The 26,665-nt window shown below is 64.0% G+C and carries 31 protein-coding genes; 24 read left to right on the top strand and 7 right to left on the bottom strand.

From position 1 onward, the window contains the following. Position 1: 1 nt before the first annotated feature. The 3 genes from SG26_RS13630 to SG26_RS13620 form a co-directional block, all read right to left on the bottom strand. Complete coding sequence (locus SG26_RS13630) at positions 2–2,449, bottom strand: type II secretion system F family protein (RefSeq protein ID WP_050037841.1); 2,448 nt, start codon at positions 2,447–2,449, stop codon at positions 2–4. A gap of 1 nt (position 2,450) precedes the next feature. Beyond that, the gene (locus tag SG26_RS13625) at positions 2,451–4,070 is read right to left on the bottom strand and encodes a type II/IV secretion system ATPase subunit (RefSeq protein WP_050037840.1); all 1,620 of its coding nucleotides are present in this window, start codon (positions 4,068–4,070) and stop codon (positions 2,451–2,453) included. A gap of 133 nt (positions 4,071–4,203) precedes the next feature. Further along, positions 4,204–4,704, bottom strand: a complete 501-nt coding sequence (locus SG26_RS13620) for a TIGR04206 family protein (RefSeq protein ID WP_050037839.1) — start codon at positions 4,702–4,704, stop codon at positions 4,204–4,206. A gap of 102 nt (positions 4,705–4,806) precedes the next feature. Between SG26_RS13620 and SG26_RS13615 the strand changes: the two genes are divergently transcribed. Beyond that, complete coding sequence (locus tag SG26_RS13615) at positions 4,807–5,232, top strand: DUF5793 family protein (RefSeq protein WP_014040056.1); 426 nt, start codon at positions 4,807–4,809, stop codon at positions 5,230–5,232. A gap of 15 nt (positions 5,233–5,247) precedes the next feature. Here SG26_RS13615 and SG26_RS13610 read toward each other — a convergent pair whose 3' ends face one another. Continuing rightward, on the bottom strand, positions 5,248–6,030 hold the full coding sequence (locus SG26_RS13610; RefSeq protein ID WP_014040055.1) for an NAD-dependent protein deacylase: 783 nt from the start codon (positions 6,028–6,030) through the stop codon (positions 5,248–5,250). A 226-nt stretch (positions 6,031–6,256) separates the two neighbouring features. On the opposite strand from SG26_RS13610, the gene sucC reads away from it, so the two are divergent. The 5 genes from sucC (at position 6,257) to SG26_RS13585 (ending at position 11,080) form a co-directional block, all read left to right on the top strand. Continuing rightward, positions 6,257–7,405 carry an ADP-forming succinate--CoA ligase subunit beta gene (gene sucC / locus SG26_RS13605; protein WP_014040054.1) on the top strand — a complete coding sequence of 383 codons (1,149 nt, stop codon included), beginning with the start codon at positions 6,257–6,259 and terminating at the stop codon, positions 7,403–7,405. Then, positions 7,402–8,274, top strand: coding sequence for a succinate--CoA ligase subunit alpha (gene sucD / locus SG26_RS13600; RefSeq protein ID WP_014040053.1), 873 nt, complete (start codon positions 7,402–7,404; stop codon positions 8,272–8,274). The genes sucC and sucD overlap by 4 nt, the downstream gene beginning before the upstream one ends. 43 nt (positions 8,275–8,317) lie before the next feature. Further along, on the top strand, positions 8,318–9,310 hold the full coding sequence (locus SG26_RS13595) for a hybrid sensor histidine kinase/response regulator (protein WP_050037838.1): 993 nt from the start codon (positions 8,318–8,320) through the stop codon (positions 9,308–9,310). A gap of 243 nt (positions 9,311–9,553) precedes the next feature. Continuing rightward, on the top strand, positions 9,554–9,790 hold the full coding sequence (locus SG26_RS13590; RefSeq protein ID WP_004593153.1) for a hypothetical protein: 237 nt from the start codon (positions 9,554–9,556) through the stop codon (positions 9,788–9,790). A 264-nt stretch (positions 9,791–10,054) separates the two neighbouring features. Then, positions 10,055–11,080, top strand: a complete 1,026-nt coding sequence (locus SG26_RS13585) for a HAMP domain-containing sensor histidine kinase (RefSeq protein ID WP_050037837.1) — start codon at positions 10,055–10,057, stop codon at positions 11,078–11,080. Between the two features lie 20 nt (positions 11,081–11,100). Here the strand turns inward: SG26_RS13585 and SG26_RS13580 are convergent, their stop codons facing one another. Then, positions 11,101–11,532, bottom strand: coding sequence for an SRPBCC family protein (locus SG26_RS13580; RefSeq protein ID WP_050037836.1), 432 nt, complete (start codon positions 11,530–11,532; stop codon positions 11,101–11,103). Between the two features lie 60 nt (positions 11,533–11,592). On the opposite strand from SG26_RS13580, the gene SG26_RS13575 reads away from it, so the two are divergent. Genes SG26_RS13575 through SG26_RS13565 form a run of 3 tightly spaced genes read left to right on the top strand, consistent with a single transcriptional unit; the run spans position 11,593 to position 15,451 of the window. Beyond that, the gene (locus SG26_RS13575) at positions 11,593–12,495 is read left to right on the top strand and encodes an ABC transporter ATP-binding protein (protein WP_008309802.1); all 903 of its coding nucleotides are present in this window, start codon (positions 11,593–11,595) and stop codon (positions 12,493–12,495) included. Further along, positions 12,496–14,370, top strand: coding sequence for an ABC transporter permease (locus tag SG26_RS13570; RefSeq protein ID WP_050037835.1), 1,875 nt, complete (start codon positions 12,496–12,498; stop codon positions 14,368–14,370). Next, positions 14,363–15,451: an ABC transporter permease gene (locus SG26_RS13565; protein WP_050037834.1), complete on the top strand. Its 1,089-nt coding sequence runs from the start codon at positions 14,363–14,365 to the stop codon at positions 15,449–15,451. The genes SG26_RS13570 and SG26_RS13565 overlap by 8 nt, the downstream gene beginning before the upstream one ends. A gap of 23 nt (positions 15,452–15,474) precedes the next feature. Here SG26_RS13565 and SG26_RS13560 read toward each other — a convergent pair whose 3' ends face one another. After that, entirely contained in the window at positions 15,475–15,888 is a 414-nt protein-coding gene (locus tag SG26_RS13560; protein ID WP_014040047.1) for a CopG family ribbon-helix-helix protein, read from the bottom strand. 103 nt (positions 15,889–15,991) lie between these two features. Here SG26_RS13560 and SG26_RS13555 point away from each other — a divergent pair, with 103 nt between their 5' ends. The 3 genes from SG26_RS13555 (at position 15,992) to SG26_RS13545 (ending at position 18,353) form a co-directional block, all read left to right on the top strand. Further along, a complete protein-coding gene (locus SG26_RS13555; RefSeq protein WP_050037833.1) occupies positions 15,992–16,879 on the top strand; it encodes a hypothetical protein in 888 nt (295 codons plus the stop codon). A 70-nt stretch (positions 16,880–16,949) separates the two neighbouring features. Continuing rightward, a complete protein-coding gene (locus tag SG26_RS13550; RefSeq protein ID WP_050037832.1) occupies positions 16,950–17,927 on the top strand; it encodes an aldo/keto reductase in 978 nt (325 codons plus the stop codon). A 132-nt stretch (positions 17,928–18,059) separates the two neighbouring features. Further along, a complete protein-coding gene (locus SG26_RS13545; RefSeq protein ID WP_050037831.1) occupies positions 18,060–18,353 on the top strand; it encodes a hypothetical protein in 294 nt (97 codons plus the stop codon). A 7-nt stretch (positions 18,354–18,360) separates the two neighbouring features. Here the strand turns inward: SG26_RS13545 and SG26_RS13540 are convergent, their stop codons facing one another. Then, a complete protein-coding gene (locus SG26_RS13540) occupies positions 18,361–18,861 on the bottom strand; it encodes a macro domain-containing protein (RefSeq protein WP_050037830.1) in 501 nt (166 codons plus the stop codon). Between the two features lie 119 nt (positions 18,862–18,980). Here SG26_RS13540 and SG26_RS13535 point away from each other — a divergent pair, with 119 nt between their 5' ends. The 12 genes from SG26_RS13535 to SG26_RS13490 all read left to right on the top strand — a co-directional run bounded on the left by SG26_RS13535 (position 18,981) and on the right by SG26_RS13490 (position 26,616). Then, positions 18,981–19,685 (top strand): YqjF family protein, encoded by a 705-nt coding sequence (locus SG26_RS13535; RefSeq protein ID WP_050037829.1) that lies wholly within the window; start codon positions 18,981–18,983, stop codon positions 19,683–19,685. 21 nt (positions 19,686–19,706) lie between these two features. After that, on the top strand, positions 19,707–20,381 hold the full coding sequence (locus SG26_RS13530; protein ID WP_050037828.1) for a DUF2071 domain-containing protein: 675 nt from the start codon (positions 19,707–19,709) through the stop codon (positions 20,379–20,381). Positions 20,382–20,461: 80 nt separating this feature from the next. After that, complete coding sequence (locus tag SG26_RS13525; protein ID WP_014040040.1) at positions 20,462–21,847, top strand: response regulator; 1,386 nt, start codon at positions 20,462–20,464, stop codon at positions 21,845–21,847. A gap of 36 nt (positions 21,848–21,883) precedes the next feature. Then, positions 21,884–22,678, top strand: coding sequence for an HAD-IIA family hydrolase (locus SG26_RS13520; RefSeq protein ID WP_050037827.1), 795 nt, complete (start codon positions 21,884–21,886; stop codon positions 22,676–22,678). Between the two features lie 66 nt (positions 22,679–22,744). Continuing rightward, complete coding sequence (locus tag SG26_RS13515) at positions 22,745–23,335, top strand: DJ-1/PfpI family protein (protein WP_050037826.1); 591 nt, start codon at positions 22,745–22,747, stop codon at positions 23,333–23,335. Between the two features lie 241 nt (positions 23,336–23,576). Beyond that, positions 23,577–23,801, top strand: coding sequence for a zinc ribbon domain-containing protein (locus SG26_RS13510; RefSeq protein WP_050007364.1), 225 nt, complete (start codon positions 23,577–23,579; stop codon positions 23,799–23,801). A 2-nt stretch (positions 23,802–23,803) separates the two neighbouring features. After that, on the top strand, positions 23,804–23,974 hold the full coding sequence (locus SG26_RS21675; protein ID WP_165353748.1) for a hypothetical protein: 171 nt from the start codon (positions 23,804–23,806) through the stop codon (positions 23,972–23,974). A gap of 171 nt (positions 23,975–24,145) precedes the next feature. Further along, entirely contained in the window at positions 24,146–24,394 is a 249-nt protein-coding gene (locus tag SG26_RS13505) for an MTH865 family protein (RefSeq protein ID WP_050007366.1), read from the top strand. Positions 24,395–24,522: 128 nt separating this feature from the next. Next, on the top strand, positions 24,523–24,672 hold the full coding sequence (locus tag SG26_RS21670; protein WP_008309829.1) for a hypothetical protein: 150 nt from the start codon (positions 24,523–24,525) through the stop codon (positions 24,670–24,672). A gap of 82 nt (positions 24,673–24,754) precedes the next feature. Then, positions 24,755–25,447, top strand: a complete 693-nt coding sequence (locus SG26_RS13500; protein WP_050037825.1) for a metal-dependent transcriptional regulator — start codon at positions 24,755–24,757, stop codon at positions 25,445–25,447. Beyond that, complete coding sequence (locus SG26_RS13495) at positions 25,444–26,151, top strand: TMEM165/GDT1 family protein (protein WP_050037824.1); 708 nt, start codon at positions 25,444–25,446, stop codon at positions 26,149–26,151. The genes SG26_RS13500 and SG26_RS13495 overlap by 4 nt, the downstream gene beginning before the upstream one ends. Positions 26,152–26,217: 66 nt before the next feature. Continuing rightward, on the top strand, positions 26,218–26,616 hold the full coding sequence (locus SG26_RS13490) for a hypothetical protein (RefSeq protein WP_023843204.1): 399 nt from the start codon (positions 26,218–26,220) through the stop codon (positions 26,614–26,616). Positions 26,617–26,665 lie beyond the last annotated feature (49 nt).

Raw genomic sequence — 26,665 nt, 5'->3', positions numbered from 1 at the left:
GTCACTCGACCGTATACTCGACCGTGACGTTCTCCCCAGCCGTCGAGGACGCGTATGGCCGGTCCGGTGCCCCCGAATTGTCGCCGAATGGGTAGTCGAGTTGCTGGTTCCCGTTGGTGTCCTGATGGGCGACGAGCACGAGCGACTGGCCGGTCGACGGCGGTCTGTCGAGGGTGATCTGCACGTCACTGTGGCTTCCGGCAGGGAGGTACTCGGAGGTCCCGAGCACTCTGCCGTCCTCCTCGAACTGGCGGACGACGATGAATCCACCCTCCGACAGCGACGCCGATTCGACCGTTATCTGGTCGCCGGAAACGGCGGGGCTGGTGACCGTCATCGAGGCGACAGGCGAGGACAGCAGGATGAACGCGACGTACGCGACACCCAGCAGAATTGCGGCGTGTTTCGCGCCGTCCTTGAGCGTGCCCTCGCCGAGTTGGCCGCCGATGAAGCCGGTGAGGACGGCCTGAATCAGCGCGGTGTGGAAGAACACGAGCGTGTACGCGGCCTTGTCGACGCGGCCGAAGCGGGCGAACTGGTCGACGTTGACGCCCAGTCGGTTCGACTCCCCGGCCGGCGTCGGCACGCTGGACGGCAAGCTCGGGACGAGCACCTCCTGCACGGCGACGATGATGACCAGAAACACCAGGAAGGCGACGTAGATGACGACGAGGTAGGTGAGCATCTGCTGGCGTCGCCGCCGTTTCAGTCGGAGGTCCGCCCGTGACTGGGTGGCCGCGATGCGGAACACCGGGCCGAGCTGGCCCGAGGCGTGCATCGCGTGGGTCAACAGCGTCACGATCCGCGTGACGGCCGTGGTCTGGACCCGGCGGCCGAACCGGACGAGCGCGTCGTCGACGTTCGCGCCCATCCTGATGTCGGCCCAGATGCGGTGCATCTCCTGGGTGAGCACGCCGATGTCACTGCCGCGGACCCGGCGGAGACTCTCCACGACGGTCATCCCGGCCTCGTTCAGGCTCGCCAGCCGTTCGAGCAGGTCCGGCGTCGCGTCCTCGATTCGGGATAGCCGCTGCGTGTAGATGAACCGCACCAGCGCGAACGGCCCCAGAATCAGCAGGACTGACTGGATGACGAGGTCGTCGAGGAGACGGATGTTGACCGTCGATGCCTGGAACGCAGGTGGGGCACGGACGAGCAACAGCACTACCGCGACGGGCACGGTGAGATAGAGGACGTACACCGGGTTCCAGACCAGCGACTGAATCGGGGAGCTGAGCAGTTCCCGCACCGACTTGACGCGGTCATAGAACCGGAGTCTGAGCCAGTTCGCCTCGTCGGCCGGGACGACGCCGCCATCAGGCAGGCCGAGAGGGCCAGACCCCAGACTGGGTTTCCCCAGCGTCGCCGTCTCGTACTTGTCCAGAATAGTCGTCGTCCCGCCGTTCCCGATGCCCAGCGACTGGAGCTTGCTATCGAGATATACCATGAACCCGACGTTAGCCAGCGGGATGACGAGATATGCCATCATCTGTAACAGCCAGAGCGTGTCCGTCGTCGTCAGGCCGAACACGAGGAGAATCGTCATCAAGAAGAGCACGGCGGCGACGAACACGGTGACGTACGCCTCGGCGACCGTTGCCAGCCGTTCGAGCAAGTCCTCCTGACGCTCGGCGGCCTCTTCCTGGTGGCGCTCGTACTGCTCGCGGAGGAACGGGGCCAGCGACTGGCCGCTCTGGAGGACGCTGGAGAGGTTCTCGGTGAACGTCTTGAACTGCTCGCTGGGCGTCCGCCGGGAGACGTGTTTGAGCGCCGTTATCATGTCCCGGCCGAACAGGTCCATCTCCCTGACGGCGACGCCGACTTCCTTCGCCGTATCGCCGTAGATCTCCTGATTGCGGGCCAGCACACGCATCACGTCCGGGAAGGACATCCCACCGCGGGACAGCGCGTACATGAAGGCGATGGTGCGGGCCATCCCCTCGTCGATGTTCCGGCTCCGCACGTCCGCCTGATTCTTGAGCCGCTCCCAGCGGTAGAGGTACGTGAGTCCTGCCGTCGCCGCGCCCGAGAGCACGCCGCCGCCGATGAGGATGTAGAGAGTCCCTGTCGGCGTCAGCACGAGTTCGAACGTTCGCAGGCCGAAGGCGTTCACCATCGTCGAGGGGAGCCCCTGTGCAAGGTTCACTAGCGCCGGTAGCACAAGCAGAAAGCCGCCGATGGCGTACGCGCCGGTGATAGCGCCGGCGACAGCCCCCACACAGGCGTACACCAGCGTTCTGGCGGCGTACCCGCGATAGGTCTCGTCGATGTAGGCGGCTTCGAGCTGTCGTTCGCGTTTGGGCGATTCGCCCACGTACCGGCCGAAGAGCCGTCGGGACAGCCGCGTGACGTTGCGGTCGAAGCGCTCGTTGACAGTGCTGTAGCCGATAAGCCCGAGAATCCCGACGACGACGGCGAGCGGAGCCAGACCGAGCGGGTTCAGCGCCATGTCAGGCTATCGCATCGTCGATGTTCGCCATGACCTGTTCCTTGTCCGCGTAGTACTTGTTGACCATCGCCGTGAACTTCCGGTAGTCGGTGATGCCCTCGGACTGGAGGTAGCGGAGGAACCGCTGGCGGTTGCGGAGCTCGGTCAACAGCTCCGACTGCGTCCAGCCGCGCTCGTCGCGGATTTCGTCCAGTAGCTCGCTGTTGTTCTCGGAGAAACGGTCCTCGGTGGCCCGCCAGTTGTACGTCGTCGAGTAGTCCAGTTCGCCGGTTCGCTGGTCGATGCCCTCGATTTCGGCGAGCGTTTTGGCACGGCGGACGCGCTCGTCACCCGAGCGGGCCAGCACCTGCACACAGAGGATATCGAGGCTCTGAACCATCGGCCGCGGGACGTTGATTGGCTCGTTCTCCAGCCGGTTAATGACGGTCTGGACCGAGTCCGCGTGCATCGTCGAGAACGTCGTGTGCCCGGTGTTCATCGCCTGGAACAGCGTGATAGCTTCCTCACCACGAACCTCGCCGACGATGATGTACTCGGGGCGGTGCCGGAGCGCGGACCGCAGCAGGTCGTACATCGTGATGTCCGAATCGTCCAGTCGCTCGCGGGTGACTGAGGAGAGCCAGTTGTCGTGATACAGGGATAGCTCGCGGGTGTCCTCAATTGAGAGTACCTTCGACCGGGGCGGGAGGAACATCGCCAGCGCGTTCATCGACGTGGTCTTGCCGGCCGCCGTTCCGCCGGCGAAGATGAGCGACTTGTTGGACTCGATAGCCAGCCAGAGGTAAGCCAGCATCTCGACGGAGAACGTGCCGTACTCCAGCAGTTCGATAGGCGTGAACGGCTCGTCGGCGTACTTCCGGATCGTGAACGCGGAGCCGCGTGGGGTCACTTCCTCGCCGAGCGCCAGTTCGATACGGGAGCCGTCCGGGAGCGTCGTCGAGACGACGGGGTCAGAGACGGAGACGTGCCGACCGGAGCGCTGGGCCAGCTGGATGACGAAGTCGTTCAGTTCGTCGGCGTCGTAGGTGATGTTCGTCTCGATGTCCGTGTAGCCGTCGTGGTAGACGAAGATGGGGAGGTTCGCCCCGTCACAGGAGATGTCCTCGATGTCCGGGTCGTGCATCAGAGGGTCGATGTGACCGTAGCCCTGGAAGGAGCGATGCAGGTAGTAAAACAGGCGGTAGAACGTCTCGGGTTCGATGACGACGCCGTACTCCTCAAGCCTGGCTTCGAGTTCTTCGGCGAGGACGCGCTCCGGGTCGGCGTCGACATCGTCGCGGTAGATAAGCGGGATGCGAATGTCCTCGAACAGACGGTCGAGCAGTTCTCGCTCGATGTCGGTCAGCGACGGCTCGACGACCTGATACAGGTGCTCGTCGCGGTCCGGGTCGTGGTTGATAGAGGCGAAGGCGAAGGGGGCGTTCAGCCAGTAGCGTTCGACCTCGTTATAGCCGTTCAGACCGTCGAATTCGACCAGCGTCCCGTGGCGGCTGGGGTCGTAGTTTGCCGTCGGAACCGCTGACCCGCTCAACACCGTCGCGGTCCGCGAGAGCCACGACTGGATGTGGCCGAGCGGGTCCGAAACGAAGGCACCGGGTTCGGGAGATTCTGGGTTCGACATCGGTGGTTCAGTGGGGAGCACACGGTGCTCCGCGGAATATACCTCTGCTATCGTATCCACCTACTTAAATTCGCTCGCCAAATTATCAGGAGTATAATCGCCAGCGGTCGGACGAACGGGACCGGACTGGCTGTCACGCGCGGTCGACAGTCAGCAGCAAATAGGCGAACACGAGGGCGACGAGCGCCCCGATGGGGACGGTGATACCGGGGAACGACGTGATGAACAGCCCGCTGGCCGCGAGCGTGAGGACGCCAACAAGCCCAAGCAGCCCGCCGAACAGTCGCACTGGGTCCATAGGGAGAACCGCTTCAACGCGGTCCTCAGCGGCGTAGTAATAGAGGCTGAGGCCGAGCGGGAACAGGAAGCCGACCAGGGCCGCGACCCCGAGTGTCCCGGCGAGCGCAAGCGGCTCCGACTCCTGGAACGCGGCGACCTGCCACGCCCAGAGAAACGGCCGCTCTCCGGGGAGCGTCGCTCCGAAGATGAACTGGAACCGGAACGGAAGAAAGCGAAGCCCGACGACAGTTACCCCCTCAATCTCGAACAGCGACACCGACCACGGGGCCAGTCCCACGAGCCACGTCGCAAGCACCGCGAACTCGCCGGCGTACTCTGATTTCACCCAGGCCATGCTACTGTCAGAGGGTGGGCCGGTCCGGTAAAAGCTACCGATACCGACAGTCGGTGCGCCGTTACGTTCATTTGGCCGGGCCACGTACCTGTAAACACCGGAATGAGGCGTGATTACTTCACCGTCGACATCCAGGCTTCGGCCACCGACAACGACGACCCGACGATCGCGATTGTATACGATGGGCCGACAGGAGAGCTCCGCGAGCGCCTCAGTAAAGTAGACGGCGGCACACTCGATGGCGAGGAGATCGACGTGACCTTCCGCCGCCAGCCCGAAAGCGACGGGGTGCTTTCGCTGACGAACCGCCTCACCGGTGAGTACATTTTCGAGGCGACAGCACCGACGGCGGACATCGACGCGCTCGTTTCCGCGGCGGACGCTCAAGAAGACCCACAGTTTACAGTCCATCTCACCGACGGCGAAGACGAGTCACGGACCTACGAACTGCGGACGCTGCTCGTCTACGACCCCGACGGGAGCCTCCTGCGCGGGCAGAGCCTGATTCCCGGCGGCGTCGAGCTGTAGACCGCCTCCGCGCTGTTACACCCGCTCGACAAGCGTCGGAAGGACCTGCGTGACATCCGCACGAAGTACGTGCGCCGCACTCGCGTCACGCGGCGTTTCCTCGTAGTTTATCACGATCAGCGTGCTCCCCGCTTCCGCCGCGATTTTCGGAAGCAGTGACGCGGGCTGTACCGACAGGGACGACCCTACAGCCAGGAACACGTCGCTGTCCCGGGCGAGGCGCTGGCCTTCGTGCATCGCCACGTCGGGCATGGGTTCGCCGAACAGCACGACGTCCGGGCGGTAGACGCCGCCGCAGTCACAGCGCGGCGGTAAGTCGCTGCTTTCGGCGGCCTGTTCGAATACCGCCTCGGCCTCCCGACGGTGGCCGCAGTCGTCACAGACCACGCGCCGATGGGTTCCGTGCAGTTCGACGACCCGGTCCGTCCCGGCGGCGTCGTGCAGCCCGTCGATGTTCTGCGTGAGCACGGCGTCGAGGTGGCCGTCCGCTTCAAGCGCCGCCAGCGCCTCGTGGGCGGCGTTGGGCTCGGGGTCTATGTCGCCGTAGATGACCTCCCGCAGCGATATTCGGTCCGCCCAGAAGCCCGCCGGGTCGGCGTCGAGGCGACGGCGGTGGAAGTCCGCCGGGTCGTGGCGCTCCCAGATACCGTCGTCGCCGCGAAAGGAGGGGATGCCCGACGCTGTCGAGACGCCCGCGCCGGTGAGGGCGACGCCAGTTTCGGCGGTGCGAAGCGCCTCGGCCACAGCATCCAGCGTCTCGTCGTCGACGTCGTCGGTCCCGTGCCTGTCGTCGGCCATACGCTCGCTTCGCAGTGTGGCGCTGTGGGTCTATCGGATTGGATTCGATGTTGGGACGGCCGGAACGCTCCTTGGCATCCCGAGTCGCTTCAGAACCAGCCGTATCGCGCTACAGCGCGCTCCCGAACCACTATCCTCACCCACAGTAAACTGGGACGGATTCCGCGTGGTCGCCGGAAGAGAAACGGACGGATTTAAATCGCCACCGCTCGGCTTTCTGCATGACATGCGCTTGCACGAATACCAGGCGAAGCAAGTCTTCGCTGACGCGGGCATCCCGACGCCCGCCTCGCAGCTGGCCGAGACAGTGGACGAGGCCGTCGACGCGGCCGAGGAAATCGGATATCCGGTCGCCATCAAAGCACAGGTACACGTCGGCGGCCGCGGCAAGGCCGGCGGCATCAAGCTCGTCGAGTCCAAGGAGGAGGCTCGCGAAGCTGCCGAGGACATCATCGGGATGGACCTCAAGGGCTACCACGTCTCGAAGGTGCTCGTCGAGGAAGCCGTCGACTTCGTCAACGAGCTGTACGTCGGCGTGACGATGGACCGCGGCGAGGGCCGCCCCGTCGCAATGGTGTCCACTAAAGGTGGCGTCAACATCGAGGAGGTCGCCGAGGAGGACCCCGACGCCATCGCCCGGGAGCACATCGACCCCGCCTTCGGCATGCACCCGTTCCAGGCCCGGAAGGTCGTCTACGAGGCCGGTGTCGACCGCGAGGTCGCAAACGACGTGGCGAGCGTCCTCACGACGCTGTACCAGCTCTGGGACGACCGCGACGGCGCCGACACGGAGATCAACCCGCTGATGATCACGGCCGACGACGAGGTCATCGCGGCCGACGCTGTCATGAACATCGACGGCGACGCGCTGTTCCGCCAGCCCGAAATCGCGGAGATGGGCGAGGAAGCGGCGGAGGGCGACGAACTCGAACAGAAGGCCGACGAGTACGGCTTCGACTACGTCCGACTGGACGGCAACGTCGGCATCATCGGCAACGGCGCGGGCCTCGTGATGACGACACTGGACCTCGTGGACTACTACGGCGGCGAACCCGCCAACTTCCTCGACGTGGGCGGCGGCGCGAAGGCCGACCGGATCGCCAACGCGCTCGACATGGTGTTCTCCGACGAGAACGTCGACTCGGTCGTGTTCAACATCTTCGGCGGCATCACCCGCGGCGACGAAGTCGCCAACGGCATCAACCAGGCGCTGGAGCAGTTCGACGAGATTCCGAAGCCGGTCACCGTCCGGCTCGCGGGGACCAACGCCGAGGAGGGGATGGAGATTCTGAACGAGGACCTGGTCACGGTCGAGCACACGCTGGAGGACGCCGTCCAGCGTGCGGTCGAGTACGCAAAGGAGGTGGAAGCATGAGTGTGCTAGTCGACGAAGACACACGCGTCGTTGTACAGGGAATCACCGGCGGAGAAGGGAAGTTCCACACCGAACAGATGCTTGAGTACGGGACGAACGTCGTCGCCGGCGCAGTGCCCGGCCGCGGCGGCCAAGAAGTCGCCGGCGTCCCGGTGTTCGACACCGTGCAGGGCGCGGCCCGCGAGGAAGACGCCAACGCCGCCGTCGTGTTCGTGCCGCCGGCCTTCGCCGGTGACGCCTGCTTCGAGGCACTCGATGCAGACGGCATCGACCTCGTCGTCGCCATCACCGAGGGTATCCCGACCCAGGACATGGCCCGGGTCTACCGCAAACTGCAGGAGACCGACACGCATCTCGTCGGTCCGAACTGCCCCGGCGTCATCACGCCCGGCGTCGCCAAGCTCGGCATCCTCCCGGGGAACATCTTCTCAGAGGGGAACGTCGGTCTCGTCTCCCGCTCGGGGACGCTGACCTACCAGGTCGTCGACAACCTCACCAACCGCGGCATCGGCCAGTCGACGGCCATCGGTATCGGCGGCGACCCCATTATCGGGACGGACTTCATCGGCGCGCTCGAACAGTTCGAGGCCGACCCCGACACCCACGCCGTCGTGATGTGCGGCGAAATCGGCGGTGAAGACGAGGAGGAGGCCGCGCGCTTCATTGGCGAGCACATGGACACGCCGGTCGCCGGCTTCATCGCCGGTCGGACCGCACCGCCCGGAAAGCGCATGGGCCACGCCGGCGCTATCGTCTCCGGCTCCGGTACCGGGACCGCGCAGTCGAAGATTACCGCGCTCGAGGACAACGGCGTCCCTGTCGGTGACACGCCGGAGGAAGTCGCCGACCACGTCGAAGACCTGCTGTAGGGCACCGTCGGTTTCTTGTCGTCCGTTTTCGTAGTGTCAGGTGATGACGCCTGCTCGTGGGACCGTCTATCTCGTGGTCGGTACCGAAGCGACAGACCTAGCTGCGGCACTCTCCGAGGCGCTGACAACGGACGGGGCAACAGCCGAGGCAGTCCGAGACACGAGCGTCGTACGGGACCGGCTGAGTGACGGGGATGTCAGAGGTGTCGTCGTCAGTGACGACGGCGACCACGACGGGATAGCGGTGTTCGAGGAACTGCGAGCGGCCGGGGCCGAGATTCCGATTGTCCTCGTCGCGAGCGACCCCGAACCGGACCGGGTCACCGAGGCGCTCCGGGCCGGCGTCACCGATTACGTGACCGCGGAGACGCCGGCATCCCTGTTGGCCGCGAAACTCGAAGCGTACGCGACCCGGTGGCCGACCGACTGGCGGGTCGGTGCCGTACAGTGGGACGACATATCGAGCGGCGTCTCTCACGACGCGAAGAACCCGCTGAACGTCGTTATGGGCCGATTAGAGCTACTCGACATCGGTGAGCCCCACGAAGACGCATTGAATCGGTCCGTTCGCCGAGTCGAGACACTGCTCACCGATCTCTCGCGCATCGGGAGCACCGCGTGTCCCGTCTCGGAAACGGACTCGCTCTCGCTTTCTGACGTAGCCACTGAGGTCTGGGCCGCAGAGAGCTACGAAAATGCGACGCTGGAAGTGGTGACTGACACGTCTGTCGACGCCGAAAACGACCGACTGCAGTTGCTCCTCCGCGAACTGTTCGACAACGCGGTCACACACAGCGAGGGACCCGTAACCGTCACCATCGGTGCAACCGAGTCCGGGTTCTACGTGGCCGACGACGGCCCGGGGATTCCCGAAGCGGACCGCGACGAAGTGTTCGACCAGGGCTTCGGGACGACGCGGGAGGGGGAGGGATACGGACTGTTCCTCGTCGAAACTGCGGCGCGCGCCCACGGCTGGACAGTATCGGTCGGGAGCAGCGAATCCGGCGGCACGCGGATCGACGTGACGACAGCCTAGCGGTTATCTCACCCACAATCGCTGTCGGTATCTGGAAGACGGCGGCTGGGCTGGTCCCGAACTGGCTGTGGCCGAGATGTGTCGATAGCTATTCGGCCCTGTCGACCATTACTGTCCAAGATGTGAGATGTATGTGGTGCCGAAAACCGACGGACGGCGGCCGACCTGAACCTTCCGTCAACGGAAAGAAGCGGCCGTGAACGTTCCGGTATCGCTATAAGGGATGAATCTGTAGTTTCGAATATGCCTCATATTTGTCGGAACTGCAAGCGGACCTTCGGCACAGAACTCGAACTCGAACTCCACCGCGACACATGTTCGGACGGGCAGCTCTACTGCGACGAATGTGGCGACCGGTTTACCGAGCGAGCGGCGACGGAAGACGGCTGGCACTATCGATGTCCGAATGACGACTGTGACGGCACCGGGATCGACGACGACATCCACAAAGTATCGGACGCACGCGTAACCAAACAGTAGCTGGCAGGAAAACAGGCCGAGCCGACAGTAACACCGACGATAATGCTGGGAAATACGCCGCACACCTGTTCCGTTGGCCAGCAGATGTAAATGCACGTCTAACAAATCGATGCGGAAGTGACAGACCCAGATCGCCGCTCAGATCGCCTGCCAGCCCTTATTCAGGGAGTCGGGTGGCTGCTCCTCCTCGGAGGCGTCGCTAACTATTTTTATTTCTCTGATTCCGGCTTATCAGCGCTTGTTACTGCTGATTTCGTGGTCAGTATGCTGGCAATCGTTCCGTTTGCAGCGGCGATCATCGTCGGCGGGTTCTGGCTCAGCAACTCGGAGATCGAGCCGGACCACTACCGGCGTATCGGGGTCTGGTTCGCTGGGGGGCTGGTTTCTTTTCTGCTGTTGAATGTGGCGATGATTCTAACCTGGCCAACGGGGTCGCTAAGTGAAGACATCGGCTGGGCGCTGTTTGCGGCTATCGTCGGCGGCTTCGGTGGCCTCATGATGGGAATCTTCGAAGCGCGCGCGATATCCCGAGCCGTCGAGGCCGAGCGACAGCGACTCCATCGGGAGGCCATCGAGCAGCGCAACGAACGCCTCGACGAGTTCGCGGCCGTCGTGGCACACGACCTCCGGAACCCGCTCAACGTCGCATCTGGTCAGCTGGAACTCGAACGAATGGACCGCGACTCGGAACAGCTGGAGACGGCTGCGACAGCGATGGACCGAATGGAAACGCTCATCGACCGGACGCTGACGCTGGCTCGAAGCGGACACGTCATCAGCGATACGGAGGCCGTTGATCTGGCAGAACTGCTCGATAGCTGCTGGGAGGCCGTGCCGACGATGGACGCGACGCTCGAAAACGAAGTGACAGCCGTCATCGACGCCGACCCGGATCGGCTCCGTCACCTGTTCGAGAACCTGTTTCGGAACAGTGTGGAACACGGGTCCACGAGCGCTCAAGCGAAGTCCGACGACGCCATCGAACGTGGCAGTGCTGACCTGACGATTCGTGTCGGCGAGATATCTGGTGGGTTTTACGTCGCCGATGACGGCTCCGGAATCCCGCCCGAAAAGCGTGATGCGGTGCTCGACGACGGCTACACCACCACGGACGGCGAAGGCGGGCTGGGGCTGGCAATCGTCCAGCGCATCGTCGAAGCCCACGGCTGGGACATCGACGTGACCGAAAGCGACGGGGGCGGGACACGCTTCGAAATTACGGACATCACGAGAACGGATAGCTCCGAGAAAGACACCTACACGCGCTCGAAGACGCCGATACAGCCCTGACGGGTCGACGCGGTCGCTGCCTACGCCTCGCGTCGCCGTGCGATAGCAGCGACGTGCTGGCACGCTCGGGCACACACCGGAGCGTAGCCAGTCGCCAGCGGCGGAATCTCGAACCCAACGACGGAGCCGGCAGCCCGTTCCTCGGCGAAGTGACCTGTTGCGGGGAGCCGAGCGACGTTCCACGTCCAGCGATACGGCGCACACGCCGTCACTTCAAACGGGAGCCACACCACGCCAGCAGCGCGAACGCGGCCGGTCGTCCCGTCATCGATGTATCGGGTGTCTGTCTCGACGGCTGTGACCGACGGCCCCCAGTCTGACCAGCAGTCGGTGTCGGTCAGGACATCCCACACGGTGTCGACCGACGCATCGACGTCGTGGCGGACGATCAGCCGTCGCCCGTCCGGTGTTTGCTCGAGTGAAACGCGGCTGCCGCCGAGTTCGAGTGCCATTATCAGAAGCAATAGACCGGAGCCAAGGTATAGGTTAGTTCACTCACAACCAATCGGCAGATGATTGACGCCCGGGACATTCGGAAGGAGTACGGCGGTTTCGTCGCTGTACAGGGCAGTTCGTTTTCGGTCGACCGCGGCGAGGTGTTCGGTATCATCGGGCCGAACGGGGCCGGCAAGACGACGACGCTGAAGATGCTCGCAGGCCTGCTGGAGCCGACAAGCGGCTCCGCCGAGATAGCGGGGCTCGACACAGAGACCGCGGAGATGCGCCAGCAACTGGGCTTTCTACCCGAGGAATCGCCGCTGTACGAGGAGATGACGCCGATATCCTATCTGAAGTTCTTCGCGGACCTCTACGACGTGGACCCGGACGTGGCCGAGGAGCGGATGCACGACACGCTGGACGAACTCGAACTCGAACACCGCGACCGGAAACTCGGCGACATGTCCAAAGGTATGAAACGGAAAGTCGCCATCGCCCGCTCGCTCATCAACGACCCCGACGTGCTCATCTACGACGAGCCGGCGTCGGGACTGGACCCGCTGACGACGAACTACGTCATCGAGTTCACGGAGCAGTTGGCGAAGGAAGGCAAGACCATCGTTTTCTCTGCACACAACCTCTTTCACGTCGAATCTATCTGTGACCGGGTCGTCATCATGAACGAGGGCGAAATCGTCGCCCGCGGCGACCTCGAACAGCTTCAGGCCGAGTACGGCCACACGCGGTATCACGTCTACACCACCGTCGACGTGCCCGGCGCAGCCAAGGAAAACGGCACCTACGAGCGCGTCGTCGAAAGCATGGAGGCAGTTGAGACGACACGCAGGCAGGCCGAGAACCGGGGCGGCGACGTGGTCGACATACGGACGGAGGAGTCCAGCCTGGAGGAGGTGTTCCTCAACGTCGCCGAGGCCGGGACCCGCGGCACGCGGTACGTCGAGGAGGACGCGGAGTAGATGCAACCCGACAAGCTCCTGCGCGTCGCGAAGTGGGAGGTGACGAAAAACGCCGGCGGCGTCGACAAGCGGACCATCGTCGTAATGGCGCTGTCCCTCGTTGCGATGGGCGCGGTCGCCGCGATAGCCGTCAGCGGCGGCACTGGTGCGGGCATGGACGACGGCATCTACCGGATCGGCGTCGAGGAGAACAGTCCCTACTACGGCGTCGCGGCAGATGACCGGACGTTCGACATCCGTGAGCCGGACCCCGCTGCCATCGAGCGACGCCAGCAAGAACTCCTGTATCGGGGGACCCAGCTCCAGAGCGTTCCACGGACGGCGAAAGAACGGGCAGCGCTGGCCGAACTCCGCGACAGTACGGCGCAGTACAACGACCAGACACTCGCTCGGGACGACAACCAGACCGCCGCGTTCCCCGTTTCTGTGACGCTTGTCTACGAGCAACAGTCGGGGAGCAGCCAGCTCGACCCCCGAGGCGGCGACAGCAGTGACGGGTCGGGTTCCTCGGACGGCAGTGGGACAAGTACCGGCGGCAGCGGTGACGGGTCGGACACGAGCGGTACTGGCGGGTCAGCCACAACCGGCGGCGGGGACGGCGGAACCGCCGGCGGCAGCGGTGCGAACCTCGGCGCTATCGGCGCGCGGTTGACCGGCGACGTGCAGGGTGGCACCCCCTCGGACATCTCGCCGCCGTTCCCCTTCGAGTCGCTCGTGCTCGCCTTCCTCTACATCGTCCCGATGAACTTCGTTATCCAGGCCTACGGCTCGTCGATGCTCTCCGAACGGCTGAACCGCCGCGGCGAACTCCTGCTGGTGACGCCCGCCTCGCGGGGGGACATTATCGGCGGGAAGACGCTCCCGTACTTCGTGGGTGCTGTCGGCGTAGCGGCGCTCATCACCGCGGCGCTGCGGTTCGGGAACATCGCGCCGGCGGGGAGCTACGTCGCGGTGCTGGCGGTGGTCCCGCTCGTCGTTCTGTTCCTCTCGGCGACGTTCTGCGGGGCGATGTTCGCCCGCTCGTTCAAGGAACTCACCTTCGTGACGGTGACCATTACGGTGACGCTGACCTCCTACGCGTTCGTTCCGGCCATCTTCACCGACGTGACGCCGATTGCGCTCATCTCGCCGCTGACGCTGGTCGTGCTCGACCTGACTGGCCAGTCCGTCGGGCTCTCGTCGTTCGTGTTCTCGGTGACGCCGCCGCTACTGACCGGACTAGTGCTGTTCGGTCTGGGAGCCGGGCTGTACCGGGAAGAGGATATGTTCACCCAGCGTCCGATTCCGCTGAAGGTGCTCGATGCGCTGGCCGGTGGTATCAACTCCCGCCGGAGCGCGCTAAAGATGAGTATCGTCCTGTTGCCGCTGGTCATCGTCGCCGAACTGGCAGCCATCGCGTTCCTGTTCGTCCTCGATTCGGTGTCGCTGAACGTCTTCGGGACGAACCAGTCGCTCGGCATCGTGCTCGTGCTCGGCGTCATCGTCATCGTCGAAGAACTGGCAAAGAGCCTGCACGTCTACGCCGGCTACGAGCACGCCCGTTACGAGCGGACGCTTCGGTCGGCGCTCGGCATCGGTGCGCTCTCAGGACTCGGATTCTTCATCGGGGAGAAAGGGCTGCTCATCGCCAGACTCTCTGACCTCGAAAGCCTTCCCATCGGGGAAGCCGCCCTGCAGGGCGCGACGTTGCCTGCTGGCCTGCCGCTGTGGGTTGCGGGGCTGCTGTTCCTGCTCCCACTGGCGCTGCACACGCTGACGGCGGCCATATCCTCGGTGGGCGCGAGCCGCGGTCGCCGGGCCTATCTCGGTGGGCTAACCGTGGCTATCGTCATTCATTTCGCCTACAACTTCGCGGTGGTGAGCACCCTTGTCTGACGACCGCCCTCTCTGGCGTGACCCGCGGGTCGTCGTCGCCCGGCGGGACATCCGGTCGCTGTCCCGCGAGAAGACAATTGTCCTGGCGCTGCTCATTCAGCTGTTCGTCGCGGGGTTCTCCTCGTTCCTCGTCGTCGGCCTCACGTCGCTGTACGACCCCAGCTCGGTCGCGGCCGGTGAGGTGGAGATGGCCGTCACCGGTGACGCCCGCAAGGAACTTGAGGCCGCGGCCGCTGAACAAGATGGGACCAGCGTCACCGCCTTCGAGAACGAGGACGCCGCACAGCGGGCGTTCAATCAGCGACGGGTAGACGCGATACTGCGCGGCGACTACGTCCCGTCGACGCGCGGACCAGGGGAGCAGATAGCGGTCACTGCTGTCGTGCCGGAGGGGAGCATCCGGTCGACGCTCATCGTCGTCGAAGTGCGCCGGGTCCTCAGCGGGCTGGAGCGCCAGGAGCGACTGGAGCGGACGCCCTATCTCGACCAGCCGCCCGTGCCACTCCCTGATACTGTCAGCGCGAGCCAGTACTTCGGGTTCACCTACACGATCCTGATTCCGCTGCTGTTGTTCCTCCCGCCGTTCATCAGCGGATCGGTTGCCGTCGACACTGTCACCGAAGAGATCGAGCGCGGCACGATGGAACTGCTCCGCGTGGCCCCAGTGTCATTACTTGACATCATCGACGGGAAGGCCCTGGGAATGGTGTTACTTGCCCCTGCACAGGTGCTACTGTGGCTCGCATTACTGTCGACGAACGGCATCGCCGTCTCGAACCCGGCGGCGATTCTGCTGTTCATCACCGCAGTCACCGTCGTCGTCGTGACGCTCGGTGTCGTGCTGGGCATCACGCTCCAGAACCGTCGCCCGGCGCAGTTGCTGTTCTCCGTGCTCACTCTCGTGCTGTTCGGCGGGGCCGTGCTCCTCCCGGAACACCCGGCGACCACGGTGGCGAAGCTTGCGGTCGACAGCCCGACCTTGCTGACCTACGGCCACGTCGGTGGCGCAGTGCTGGTGGCGGTCGCTGGCTACGCTGCCGCAAGGGTGTACATCGGCCGCATCGCCGCGGAAGCGCTGTAGAACGGAGGGAAGAAGTGCAGGCGTTACCCGTGGCCGTGTGGCTCCGCCGCCTCGTCGCGGATGACCATCACCTTCACTCGGCGGACGGCGTCGAAGTCCCGTAGCCGATAGGTGAGGTCCCGGACCCGCTCGGCCGGGCCGCGACAGAACAGCGATTCGAGACACCACTCGCCCTGATGGGTGTGACTGGTGTTGAGAATCACGTCCTGAAACGTGTGCTGGACGGCGTGGAGGTCCCGAATCACGTCGGCGTGGCGGTAGTCGAACCCGACCAGCGCTACCACGTCGCCGTCCATCGCCGCGAGCCGTGAGTGTCGCTCGACGTACTCCTCCATAGCCTCTCGCACCGCCCGCGAGCGGTTTTCCAGGTCCTGTTCGCGCCAGACGCGGTCGAACTCCGCGAGAAGGCCTTCGGGGATGTTGACGCTCGTTCGCATACCCGGATTGCCGTCGCCGGCCACAAAGGTCCCCGTATTACGCAGCCCCCGATTCCGTAGTAACAACCCTTAGGCAGGGCCGTAGCGTCGGTGTGGTACATCGATGGCATACAGCGAGGCACTCGGCCTGTTTCTCGGGGCAATCGCTCTCGGCGCGGTTCACGGGCTCGAACCGGGCCACGGCTGGCCGGTCGCCGCGTCCTACGCCCTCGACCAGTCCAACGCGTGGCTGTCCGGCTTCGCGGCGAGCCTCCTGCTGGGCGTCGGCCACCTCGTCAGCAGCATCGCGATGGTGTTCGCGTTCTTCTACGCCAAGGCCTACTTCGACCTCACGCAGGCCAACGAGCCGCTGGAACTGGCCGCTGGCGTCCACATCGGCGGGCCGGTGAGCATCGTGGCCGGCTGTCTGCTCATCGTGCTTGGCATCCGTGAGTATCGGTACGGCCACGACCACGGGCATGGCGACGCGGCGGAGACTCACGACCACCAGGCGGCATCGGGCCACGACCACGAGCATGGCGAAGTAAATGCCAACTCCCATACTGATTCCAATTCGCAGGACCATCAGCATCAGCACCACGGGCACTCCCACGGCAGTAACCACTCGCACGGAGACGACAGCGGCGGCCTATGGTCGCGGGTGTTCGGCAGACTCCCGCTCGTCGGCGGCCACTCCCACGCGCACAATGGTCTGGACGATGCCGCCGACCGGGGGCTGTTCGGCATCGCCTGGTTCGCCTTCCTGCTGGGGTTCGCCCACGAGGAGGAGTTCGAGATTATCGCCCTCTGTGCCGGCTCGCCGTACTGTCTGGAGCTGATGAGCGCCTACGCGGCCACGGTCATCGTCGCGCTCGTCGGCCTGACGATGGCGCTCATCGCTGGCTACCAGCAGCACGAGGCGGCCGTCGAGCGGTACACGCCGTACCTCCCGTTGGTCTCCGCCGTCGTGCTCGTCACGATGGGTCTCGGGTTCGTGGCTGGCATGCTCTGACGGACGGTTTCTCACCGCAGTCCGGCCGCTCGCCCCATCCTTTTTGCTCGGAGCGCCCGGGGTGGGGAACATGGAGTACACGACACTCGGGTCGACTGGTATGGAGGTCAGCCGGCTCTGTCTGGGCTGTATGAGCTTCGGAACCTCGGAGTGGCGCGACTGGGTGCTCGATGAGGACGAGAGCCGCGAGGTCATCGAGCGGGCCATCGACCTCGGCATCAACTTCTTCGATTCGGCCAACATGTACTCGATGGGCGAGTCCGAGCGGGTCCTCGGGACCGTCCTCGACGACTACGACCGCGACGGGCAGGTCGTGGCGACGAAGGGGTACTTCCAGATGGACGAGGACGACCCCAACTCCGGCGGGCTCTCGCGGAAAGCCATCGAGCAGGAACTGTCGAACTCGCTTTCCCGGCTGGGGATGGACACCCTCGACCTCTACCAGATCCACCGCTGGGACTACGACACGCCCATCGAGCAGACGCTCCGGGCGCTGGACGACGCGGTCCGGCGGGGCCAGGCGCGCTACGTCGGTGCGTCGTCGATGTGGGCCCACCAGTTCGCTGACGCGCTCCGGACGAGCGAGCGCGAGAGGCTGGAGCGGTTCGAGACGATGCAGAACCACTACAACTTGCTGTATCGGGAGGAGGAACGCGAGATGCTCCCGCTGTGTGAGAAAGAGAACGTCGGCGTGATGCCGTGGAGCCCGCTGGCCCGGGGCTATCTCACCCGCCCGCACGAGCAGGTCGAGGAGACGGTCCGGGGCGAGACGGACGACTACGCTCGCGAACACCCCTACTACGAGGGCAATGGCCGCAAGGTCAACGAGCGCGTGCAGGAACTGGCCGACGAGTACGACGCCTCGATGGCACAGATCGCGCTGGCCTGGGTGCTCGACAAGGAGTGGGTCGACGCACCGATTATCGGAACAAGTAGCCTCGAACACCTCGAAGAAGCGGTTGCAGCGCTCGAAATCGACCTCTCAGAGAGCGACGTGGAGTGGCTGGAAACCCCTTACGAGCCAGTTCGGGTGTCAGGCCACGAATAATACTGTCGGCTGTCCGCCCGTGGGAGTTTCGCCGCCCGGAGCGAGTGTCCTGAAACGGGTACAGACAGCGGTTTATCCCGGCGAAATTGTTAAGACACAGTAAAATCAAACCTAGCATGAGGAAAGGTAACAATGACCAACGCCCGGGGGCCGAGCAGCGAGACACTCGAGGAGACGGCGGGCGGTGACGCCTGCGTTTGCTCGATAGGCAATGCAGCCGAACACTACATGACCGGGATACTGGGGCTCGTCGCGACGCTCATCGTCGGCATACAGGCCTATCCGTGGCTACAGTCTGTCGCCGATACCACGTCGTATCTCGGGCCGACGTGGCTGGTGTTTAGCTTCGCCGCGATATGGCTCGTCTGCTGGATCGTACTGGAAGTCGCCTGGGAGTGGCGTGCCGGGCGCGTCCACCTGTTGTGACAGACAGTCAGTTGCGAACGTCAGCCGCGACTCGTTGCATCCCTTCGAAGTCGTCGTCGGAGTAGGCGATGAGCCGCACGTCTGTCAGGGATTCGGGCTCGTACTCGTCGATGACGGCGCAGATAATTCGGATACCTTCCTCGAAGTCGAACCCGGCGATACCACAGCCGAGCGCCGGGAGAACGAGCGACTCACAGTTCAGTGCGTCCGCTTCCGCCAGTACGTTCCGGGTCGCCGTGCGGATGCTCTCGGCGGTTGACTGGCCGCCCGGCGGCATCGCGGCGGCGTGAATGACGTACTCGGCGTCGAGGTCGTAAGCGTCGGTCGTGGCGACACCGCCGAGGTCGACTGGTCCCTTCGCGACGGCCTCGTCATTCAGCCCCGACCCGGCCGCGTGCTTGAGCGCCCCCGCGACGCCGGAGCCCATCTGCAGGCTCGTGTTCGCCGCGTTGACCAGTGCGTCCGCCGACTGTGCAGCGATGTCGCCCTGGATCACCTCGAACTCCATGCACGATGCTGGGGGCGGAGCGGTCAAAGTTCTAGCGCCGATGCGGCCGGACGCACTCATTGCTATCTGTCACCGCGTCCCACGACAGGCAGAAACCTGTTTGGCCTTTACTACCAGATATGGACCTGCTGACGATGACGTGGCGGGACGTGGGGTTCATGCACTGGCCAGTCGAGCCCGATATCGTCCAGACGACGCTGCCGGACGGGCTCGCTGTCGACACGTACGACGGGCAGGCGTGGCTCAGTGTGGTCCCGTTCCAGATGGCGGACATCAGGCCGCGAGGCAGTCCGATCGGGCGGTCCTTCGGCGAGCTAAATCTCCGGACCTACGTGGTCGCCGACGGAACGCCGGGGGTGTACTTCTACAACCTCGACGCCGACGACCGCCTCAGCGTCACGCTGGCCCGGCGGCTGTTCCAGTTGTCCTACTACCGGGCATCGATGCAGGTCCGGCCCGACGGCGACAGCGTCGAGTTCCGGAGCCGTCGGACCAGTTCGCGCGCACCGCCGGCGGATTTCCACGCCACCTACGAGCCGACTGAGCCGCCGTCGACACCCGAACCGGGCTCGGTGGAGTCGTTCCTCGTGGAACGGTACCGCTTCTACGCCGCGAGCGACGACGGCACGGTGTACTACGCCGACATCGACCACGAGCCGTGGCCGCTCCAAGCGGGGCGAGCCGACATTCGGACGAACGGCCTGTTCGCCGCGTCGGGGTTCGACAGGCCCGACGGCGAGCCGCTCGTCCACTACTGCGCCGAGATTCCGGTGACTGCGGGGCGACTCCACCGGCTCGACGGGGTCTCCCAGTACACTGATTAGCGTGTCGGCCCCAGTGAGGGTGTGGTCGCCCTCCGTCCGCTGCAGGTCACGCTCGACGACGTTTGCTTCTGTCACTGGCCGGTCCCCGAGACAGCGGTGCAGGCGACAGTCCCCGACTGGCTCACCGTCAAGACGGCTGACGGCGACGCCTGGGTGTCGGCCGTTGGGGCAACTGTCGACCGCGTCGAGACGTTCGGTATCGAGGTCGCCGGGCCGTCGGAGTTGCTCACGGTTCGGACCTACGTCCGCGGACCGACCGGTCAGCGCGGGGTCTGCGTGCTGGCGCTGTTCGGTGACGACAGGCGGACAACGACGGCGGTTTCGGAGCTGTTTCGCATCACAGTCGGTGACGCTACCCCGCGAACGCTCTCAACGGCCGACCGTCGCCGGGTCCTCGACGCCGGGGAGCGGCGACTGTTCGAGTGCCGGTACACGGCTGGCGGTGAGCCGGTGGCGATTCCACCGGACTCACTGGCCTCGTTCCTCGTCGACCGACAACGGTACTTCACAACCGGGCGCTTCGGGACGCATCTCGTTGGGAGCGTCGGCCACGACCCGTGGCGACTCGACCGCGTTGACGCCACTGTGACCGGGTCAGTACTCCCACTGGTTGACATATCTGATCGTGAGGCAGAGCCGTTAGTCCATCACAGTCCTGGGCTTCGGGTTTCGATTGCCCCACCGGTACCGCCCTAGCCGGGACCAGCGGGCAACCTAGCTCCCTTGAAATATAAGTACGGACAGACCGTTGGGGGAACAAGGACCCTGCCGCCCATATGACATCTGAAAGTAATATACGAACGCTTGTTGTTGACGACAGCGATTTTTTCGCGGAGATGACCGCTGATACGCTCACGCAACAACACGGCATCGAGTCCGTTGCTGCAAACAGCGCTACGGAAGCGCTGGAGCGACTCGACGGGGGTGGGTTCGACTGCGTCGTCAGTGACTACGAAATGCCGGAAATGGACGGGCTGGAGCTTCTCGAAGAGATCAGGGAGACAAACCCCTCTATCCCGTTCATTCTGCTGACTGGGCGGGGAGACGAAGAGACGGCGAGTGCGGCGATTGCGGCGGGCGTCGCCGACTACCTCCTGAAACTCGAAGTCGTCGAAGACAAACAGTACGGTCGGCTTGCAAACCGGATCGAGAACGTCGTTTCACAGGAGCGAACCCGCAAGAAGTTCGAATCGCTCGTATCTGATTCGCCGGATGGTATCGTCCACCTGACGACTGACGGGACCCTCCTCTCAGTGAATCCCTCGATGGCACGCAGACTGGGTGCTGACCCCGATGCGCTCATCGGACAGCAACTGAGCGAAGTGATGGACAGCGAAGCGGCCAGCCAGCGTCTCGAAGCCGGGAAAAGCGCGGTCGAGAACGGTACTGCGACACGGTCCGAGGACGCCGTCGGGGGGCGGCATTACCACAACCAGTATATCCCCGTCGACAGTCACCGCAAAGCCGATACCTTCCAGTTGGTCTCACGCGACATCACTGAACGCGTCGAACGCCAGCGCGAACTGGAGCGCCAGAACGAGCGGTTAGAGGAGTTCGCCAGCGTCGTCAGTCACGACCTCCGGAACCCGCTGAACGTCGCGCAGGGCGCGGTCGATTTGCTCGGGGAGCCTGCCGACAGCGAAGAGGCCGAACTGATCGCCAAGATCGACCGGTCGCTGGACCGGATGGGCTGTATCATCGAGGACGTACTCACACTGGCACGGCAAGGCCAGACTGTCAGTGATCCGAAGGAGACGGAGCTATCCACGCTGGCGTCGACTGCGTGGACCTGGATCGAGGCGGAACAGGCCTCCATGTCGGTCGAGTCGAGCACGGAACTCGCCGCCGACAGCGGGCGCGTGCAGGACCTGCTGGCGAACCTGTTTCGAAACGCCATCGAACACAACGATGGTGACGTCGAAATCGAGGTCGGACTGCTGGAATCCAACGACGGGTTCTACATCGCGGACAACGGCGAGGGTGTCGAGGACGACGCAGACGACGTGTTCGAGATGGGCTACTCATCGACGGAGGACGGAACCGGGTTCGGCCTGGCTATCGTCGAACAGGTCGCCGAGGCCCACGGCTGGGAAGTGTCACTGACTGATAGCGACAGCGGCGGGGCGCGCTTCGAAGTGACAGACGTCGAACTGCACGACTGAGACGGATTTTTCACCGCCGGGTCCCGAGTGGTGGTAATGACAGTCGAGGGGGTCATCGTCGACCTGGACGGAACGGTGTACCACGGAGAAACGTTGTTGCCGGGCGCGGCGTCGGCAATCGACGTGCTCAGGGAGCGAGGCCTGGGAATCTGCTTTTTTTCGAACAATCCGATCCACGACGGGAGCGAGTACGTCGAGCGCTTGCGTGGGATGGGCGTCGATGCCCGCGAGGGTGAGGCCTGTTCCTCCGGCGTCGTCACCCGCGAGTACCTCAACGGGTCCCACGCGGAGGACAACGTGTTCGTCATCGGGAGCGACCAACTCCGCGGTCTGGTCGAAGGGACGAACGCACGCTTAGTCGAGGACCCCGCCGAGACCGACGTGTTACTGGCCTCCTGGACGGACGGCTTCCACTACCACGATATGGTCGACGCGCTCCGGGCCGTCGACGACGACACCGTCTTCCTCGGGACCGACCCGGACCGGACGTTCCCCGGCGAGGACGGCGACCCGGTCCCCGGCTCCGGGGCGATAATCAACGCCGTCGCCGGAGTCATCGAACGGGATCCGGACCGGATACTCGGGAAGCCGTCAGAGATTGCTGTTCAGGCGGCGCTAGAACGGCTGGACTGTGCGCCGGCGGATTGTCTCATCGTCGGTGACCGGCTGGAGACGGACATCGCGATGGGCGAGCGGAACGGGATGACGACTGTGCTCGTCCGGACCGGCGTATCCAACGAGCGGTCGCTGGAACGGAGCGCCGTGACGCCCGACTACGTCATCGATTCACTGGCGGATATCGAGCAGGTGCTTACATCGCTCGACAGGTGACACGAAACTGGTAATTCACCTGCGACTTTATTTCGACTGCGACCGTAGCTTTGACTGGTGTTTCCAATGGGCAAAGACATCCTCATGATCGTCGGTGACTTCGTCGAAGACTACGAAATAATGGTGCCGTTCCAGGCGCTGCAGATGGTCGGCCACGAGGTCGACGCGGTGTGTCCCGACAAAGAGGCCGAAGAGACGGTCAAGACAGCGATACACGACTTCCGTGGCGACCAGACCTACATGGAGTCCCGCGGTCACGACTTCGTCCTGAACGCGACGATGGCCGACGTGACGCCCAGCGACTACGACGCACTCGTCGTCCCCGGCGGTCGCGCACCCGAGTATCTCCGGACCTACGACGAGGTGCTGGACGCGGTCCGGCACTTCTTCGAGGAGGACAAACCCGTCGCGGCGTTGTGTCATGGTCCGCAGATTCTCGCCGCTGCCGACGTACTGGACGGCTACGAGATGACGGCGTACCCGGCCTGTCGTGCCGAGTGCGAGGCCGCCGGCTGTTCGTGGGTCGACGAGGTAGTCACCGACGGCAACCTCGTCACCGGACAGGCCTGGCCTGACCATCCCGAGTGGCTCGCGCAGTTCATGGACCTGCTCGGCGACGAAGTGTCCCACGGTGACCCGATCCCGGCCGACGATTGAGCGCATTCGTTGGCTGAGCCATGCAGGATTGAGGAATTCATAACAAACAAATAACCCGGGCGTTTCCCTCCGTTGAGGCGGGTGGGAACTGGCATAGTGCACCATTACGTTCGCCCGCCTCGTTTTCAACGCTTATACGAAGTGACAGATTGGAGTAGCTATTGCGACCACCAGCAGATAGCCGAGTACGTGTCACAGTGGCACCAGATTTGTTATCCTGGGGAGAGAACGGTAGCGTGTAATGCCCTCCAACACGCGTTCCACTGACGACCGCGGCTGTCCGAAGTGCGGCCACACCGGCACTGACGTGGGTAGCATCTCGACCACTGGCGGCGGCCTCTCGAAGATGTTCGACATCCAGACGAACCAGTTCCAAGTCGTCACATGTACGAACTGCGGCTACTCGGAGTTGTACCGTGACACCGGATCCGCGGGCAGTGATCTGGCGGATATCTTCCTCGGCTGACGATGCCCGCCGTAACCGGACTGTTCCTCGTGGTCGCGTCGCTCGCGGTGGTCGCACCGCTGGTCCTATACGCGCTGGTCCGAAGCGAGCACGATCAGCGCAACGAGATGGATCGCGAGACGGCCGAACGACTGGCCCGGCGCGATACGGACGACGACAGTCGGGTCCGGTGACCAACACGGGACCGTCGCGTCGATTGCAGGGTTGAGTCGTTCGCGTACTTCCCCACACTGATTCAGCGGCGTGAGTGCCTAGTACCGTTGTAACTCCCGAATAAACTCCAAACAATGGGAAAGTGTACCGATGTCGAACCTTTTATCATAATACTCCCACAACATCCGACCATGGTTGACAAAGAAGACCTCCGCTCACAGTTCGTTGACGCGTTCCAGGAAGCAGACTACCCCATCTCCAGTCCGATGGACCTCGTTCCGGCACTCCCGGGCGGCCCGTCGACGAAGTTCGAGTCCGGCGACTTCTCAATGACAGCGATGGAACTGAACACGAAGCTCAACGGGGAGTTCCCATACGACAACGTCGACGCGTTCGTCGACGACGTCATGACTTCGCTCGAAGATCAGGACCTCATCTGAGCGGGCCACACCGGCTCCGGCCGCTTCACCGGTCTCGTGCGATAACTTGCGAGATTCCCGGACAAACGAGTGGTAGCCGTACCCGCCAGACCCTTGAGCTTTATCAGGGCAACGCCCCTAGTCGGTATATGGTCGGTTTGCCGGGGATCGAGACGCTCGTTCGGACGTTCGGACCGTTTCTCATCCCCGCAACGCTGTTCGTTCTGGGTGCCATCGGCTATCTGTTCCTGTGGCTCCTGACACGGAACCGACGAGAAACGTACGCTGCTGACGACTGACGGCGGTCGGTCGAATGTGTCCGGTGCGCACAAAGTTGTTGGAATCGCCAATCTTTTGAGTTAGATTTGTCTAATTTGGTGTATGTTGAGTGCCAAGATGGAGGATTATCTGAAGGCCATCTATCGCCTCGAGCGGGACGGCGACCCGCCGATTGCTCCGTCTACTATCGCCGAGATGCTGGACGTTACGGCACCGACGGTCACCAGTATGGTCGAGAAACTGGCCGACCGCGGGCTGGTCGAACGCGAGAAGTACAAGGGCGTGCGGACGACGCCGGAAGGCGAAACGGTGGCGCTGGAGATTATCCGCCACCACCGCCTGCTCGAGACGTTTCTCACCGAGCAGCTGGGCTACGACTGGGCCGAAGTCCACGAGGAAGCGGAGGTGCTCGAACACCACATCAGTGAGGAGTTTGAGCGCCGGGTCGCGGCGGTCCTCGACGAGCCGGAGTTCGACCCCCACGGAGACCCGATTCCCAGCGACTCGCTGGACCCCATCGACGACGAGTCCGCGACGGCGCTGTCGGAACACAGTGAAGGGGGACGACTCGAAGTCGCACGGGTCCGGGACCGTGATCCCAGCGAACTCACGTATCTCTCCGACGCCGGCATCACGCCGGGAACCGTGTTGACCGTCGAGGAGGTCGCCCCCATCGGGATGGTGACGGTCCAGCTAGAGAGCGGGTCGTCAGTGTCGCTCCCGGACCACATCGCCGATGCGATTCAGGTCCGCGCACCGGATACGCAGGGCGAAGACGGAGTGAGCCAGGCGTGAGCGACGCGACGTGGCTGACAGTGGTCGCGATAGCGGCCGGTGCGCAGTTGGCGGTCCTCCCCGGCGAGAAGGTCCAGTTCATCATCGCCGGCCTGTCGACGCGGTTCAACCCGTTCCTCGTCGTCAGCGCGGCGGGGACGGCCTTCGCCGGCTGGACGGCACTGGAGATCTGGTTCGGTTCCGCAATCACGTCGCTATTGCCCGGCATCGTCCTCGAAAGCCTCACCGCGGGGATGTTCCTGCTATTCGCGATACTACTGCTCCGCAGTGCCCCGGCGGCCGGCGCGGAGCAACAGGAACCCGCGTCCGGCTTCACTACTGACGGCGGCCAGTTAGACGTTCGCGTTCCCGTCGTCGACTGGCAAGTGCCGAACAGACTCGGCGGCTTCCTGCCCATCTTCGCGATGATGGCCTTCGGCGAGTTCGGCGACAAGACCCAGCTCATTACGATCACGCTCGCCGCCCAGTACAGCGCCCACCCCAGCGCCATCTGGGCCGGTGAGATGCTCGCCATCATTCCGGTGAGCCTCGCCAACGCGCTGTTCTTCCACCGTTTCGCCCACCGTTTCAACCTGCGGAAAGCTCACTTTGTCGGCGCAGGGCTCTTCCTGTTTTTCGCCGCAGACTTCGCCCTGAGCGTGACGATGGGGTTCTCGCTGTGGGAAACGATGGTTTCGTCCATCGCGGCGCAGATGGGTGTCTGAGACGACCGGGCCGGCTGAGTTGGGCCGAGAGAAGACTTTTGCAAGACGGCTGAACAATACCGTGTGATGCCCTCTAGACGCACCGTCCTCACAGCAGGGACACTCTTCGCACTCTCGGGCTGTTCCGCGCTCAGTCCTGCGAGCGCTCGACTTGCCGGCGTGCAGCTAACGAACACCGGTTCGACGACACAGGAGTTCGAATTCACGGTCACGGTCGACCGCGAGACAGTGTACGAGGAGACACATACCGTCGCGGCTGACGAAGACGGCGCAACCGTGGAACTGGACGATGCGCTTCCGGACAGACAGGGCACGATAACGATAGCGACGACCATCGCCGGGACCGATATCTCGGAGGAGACGACGTTCGACGACGACAACTGTTACGACGTCATTGTCGAATACACCGGTGACAACGTAGTCCACTGGCAGAGCGGGAGCAGCGACTGTGATGCATTCCAGTGACTCGCCCATAGGTCAGCGTTTAGTCGCCAGCCATGGCTCTCAGTTACAA

Source organism: Haloarcula sp. CBA1115 (assembly GCF_000827835.1).
GTDB classification, from domain to species: domain Archaea; phylum Halobacteriota; class Halobacteria; order Halobacteriales; family Haloarculaceae; genus Haloarcula; species Haloarcula hispanica.
Note: the sequence above shows the minus strand (reverse complement) of the source record. Positions and strands in the feature narration are given on the sequence as shown.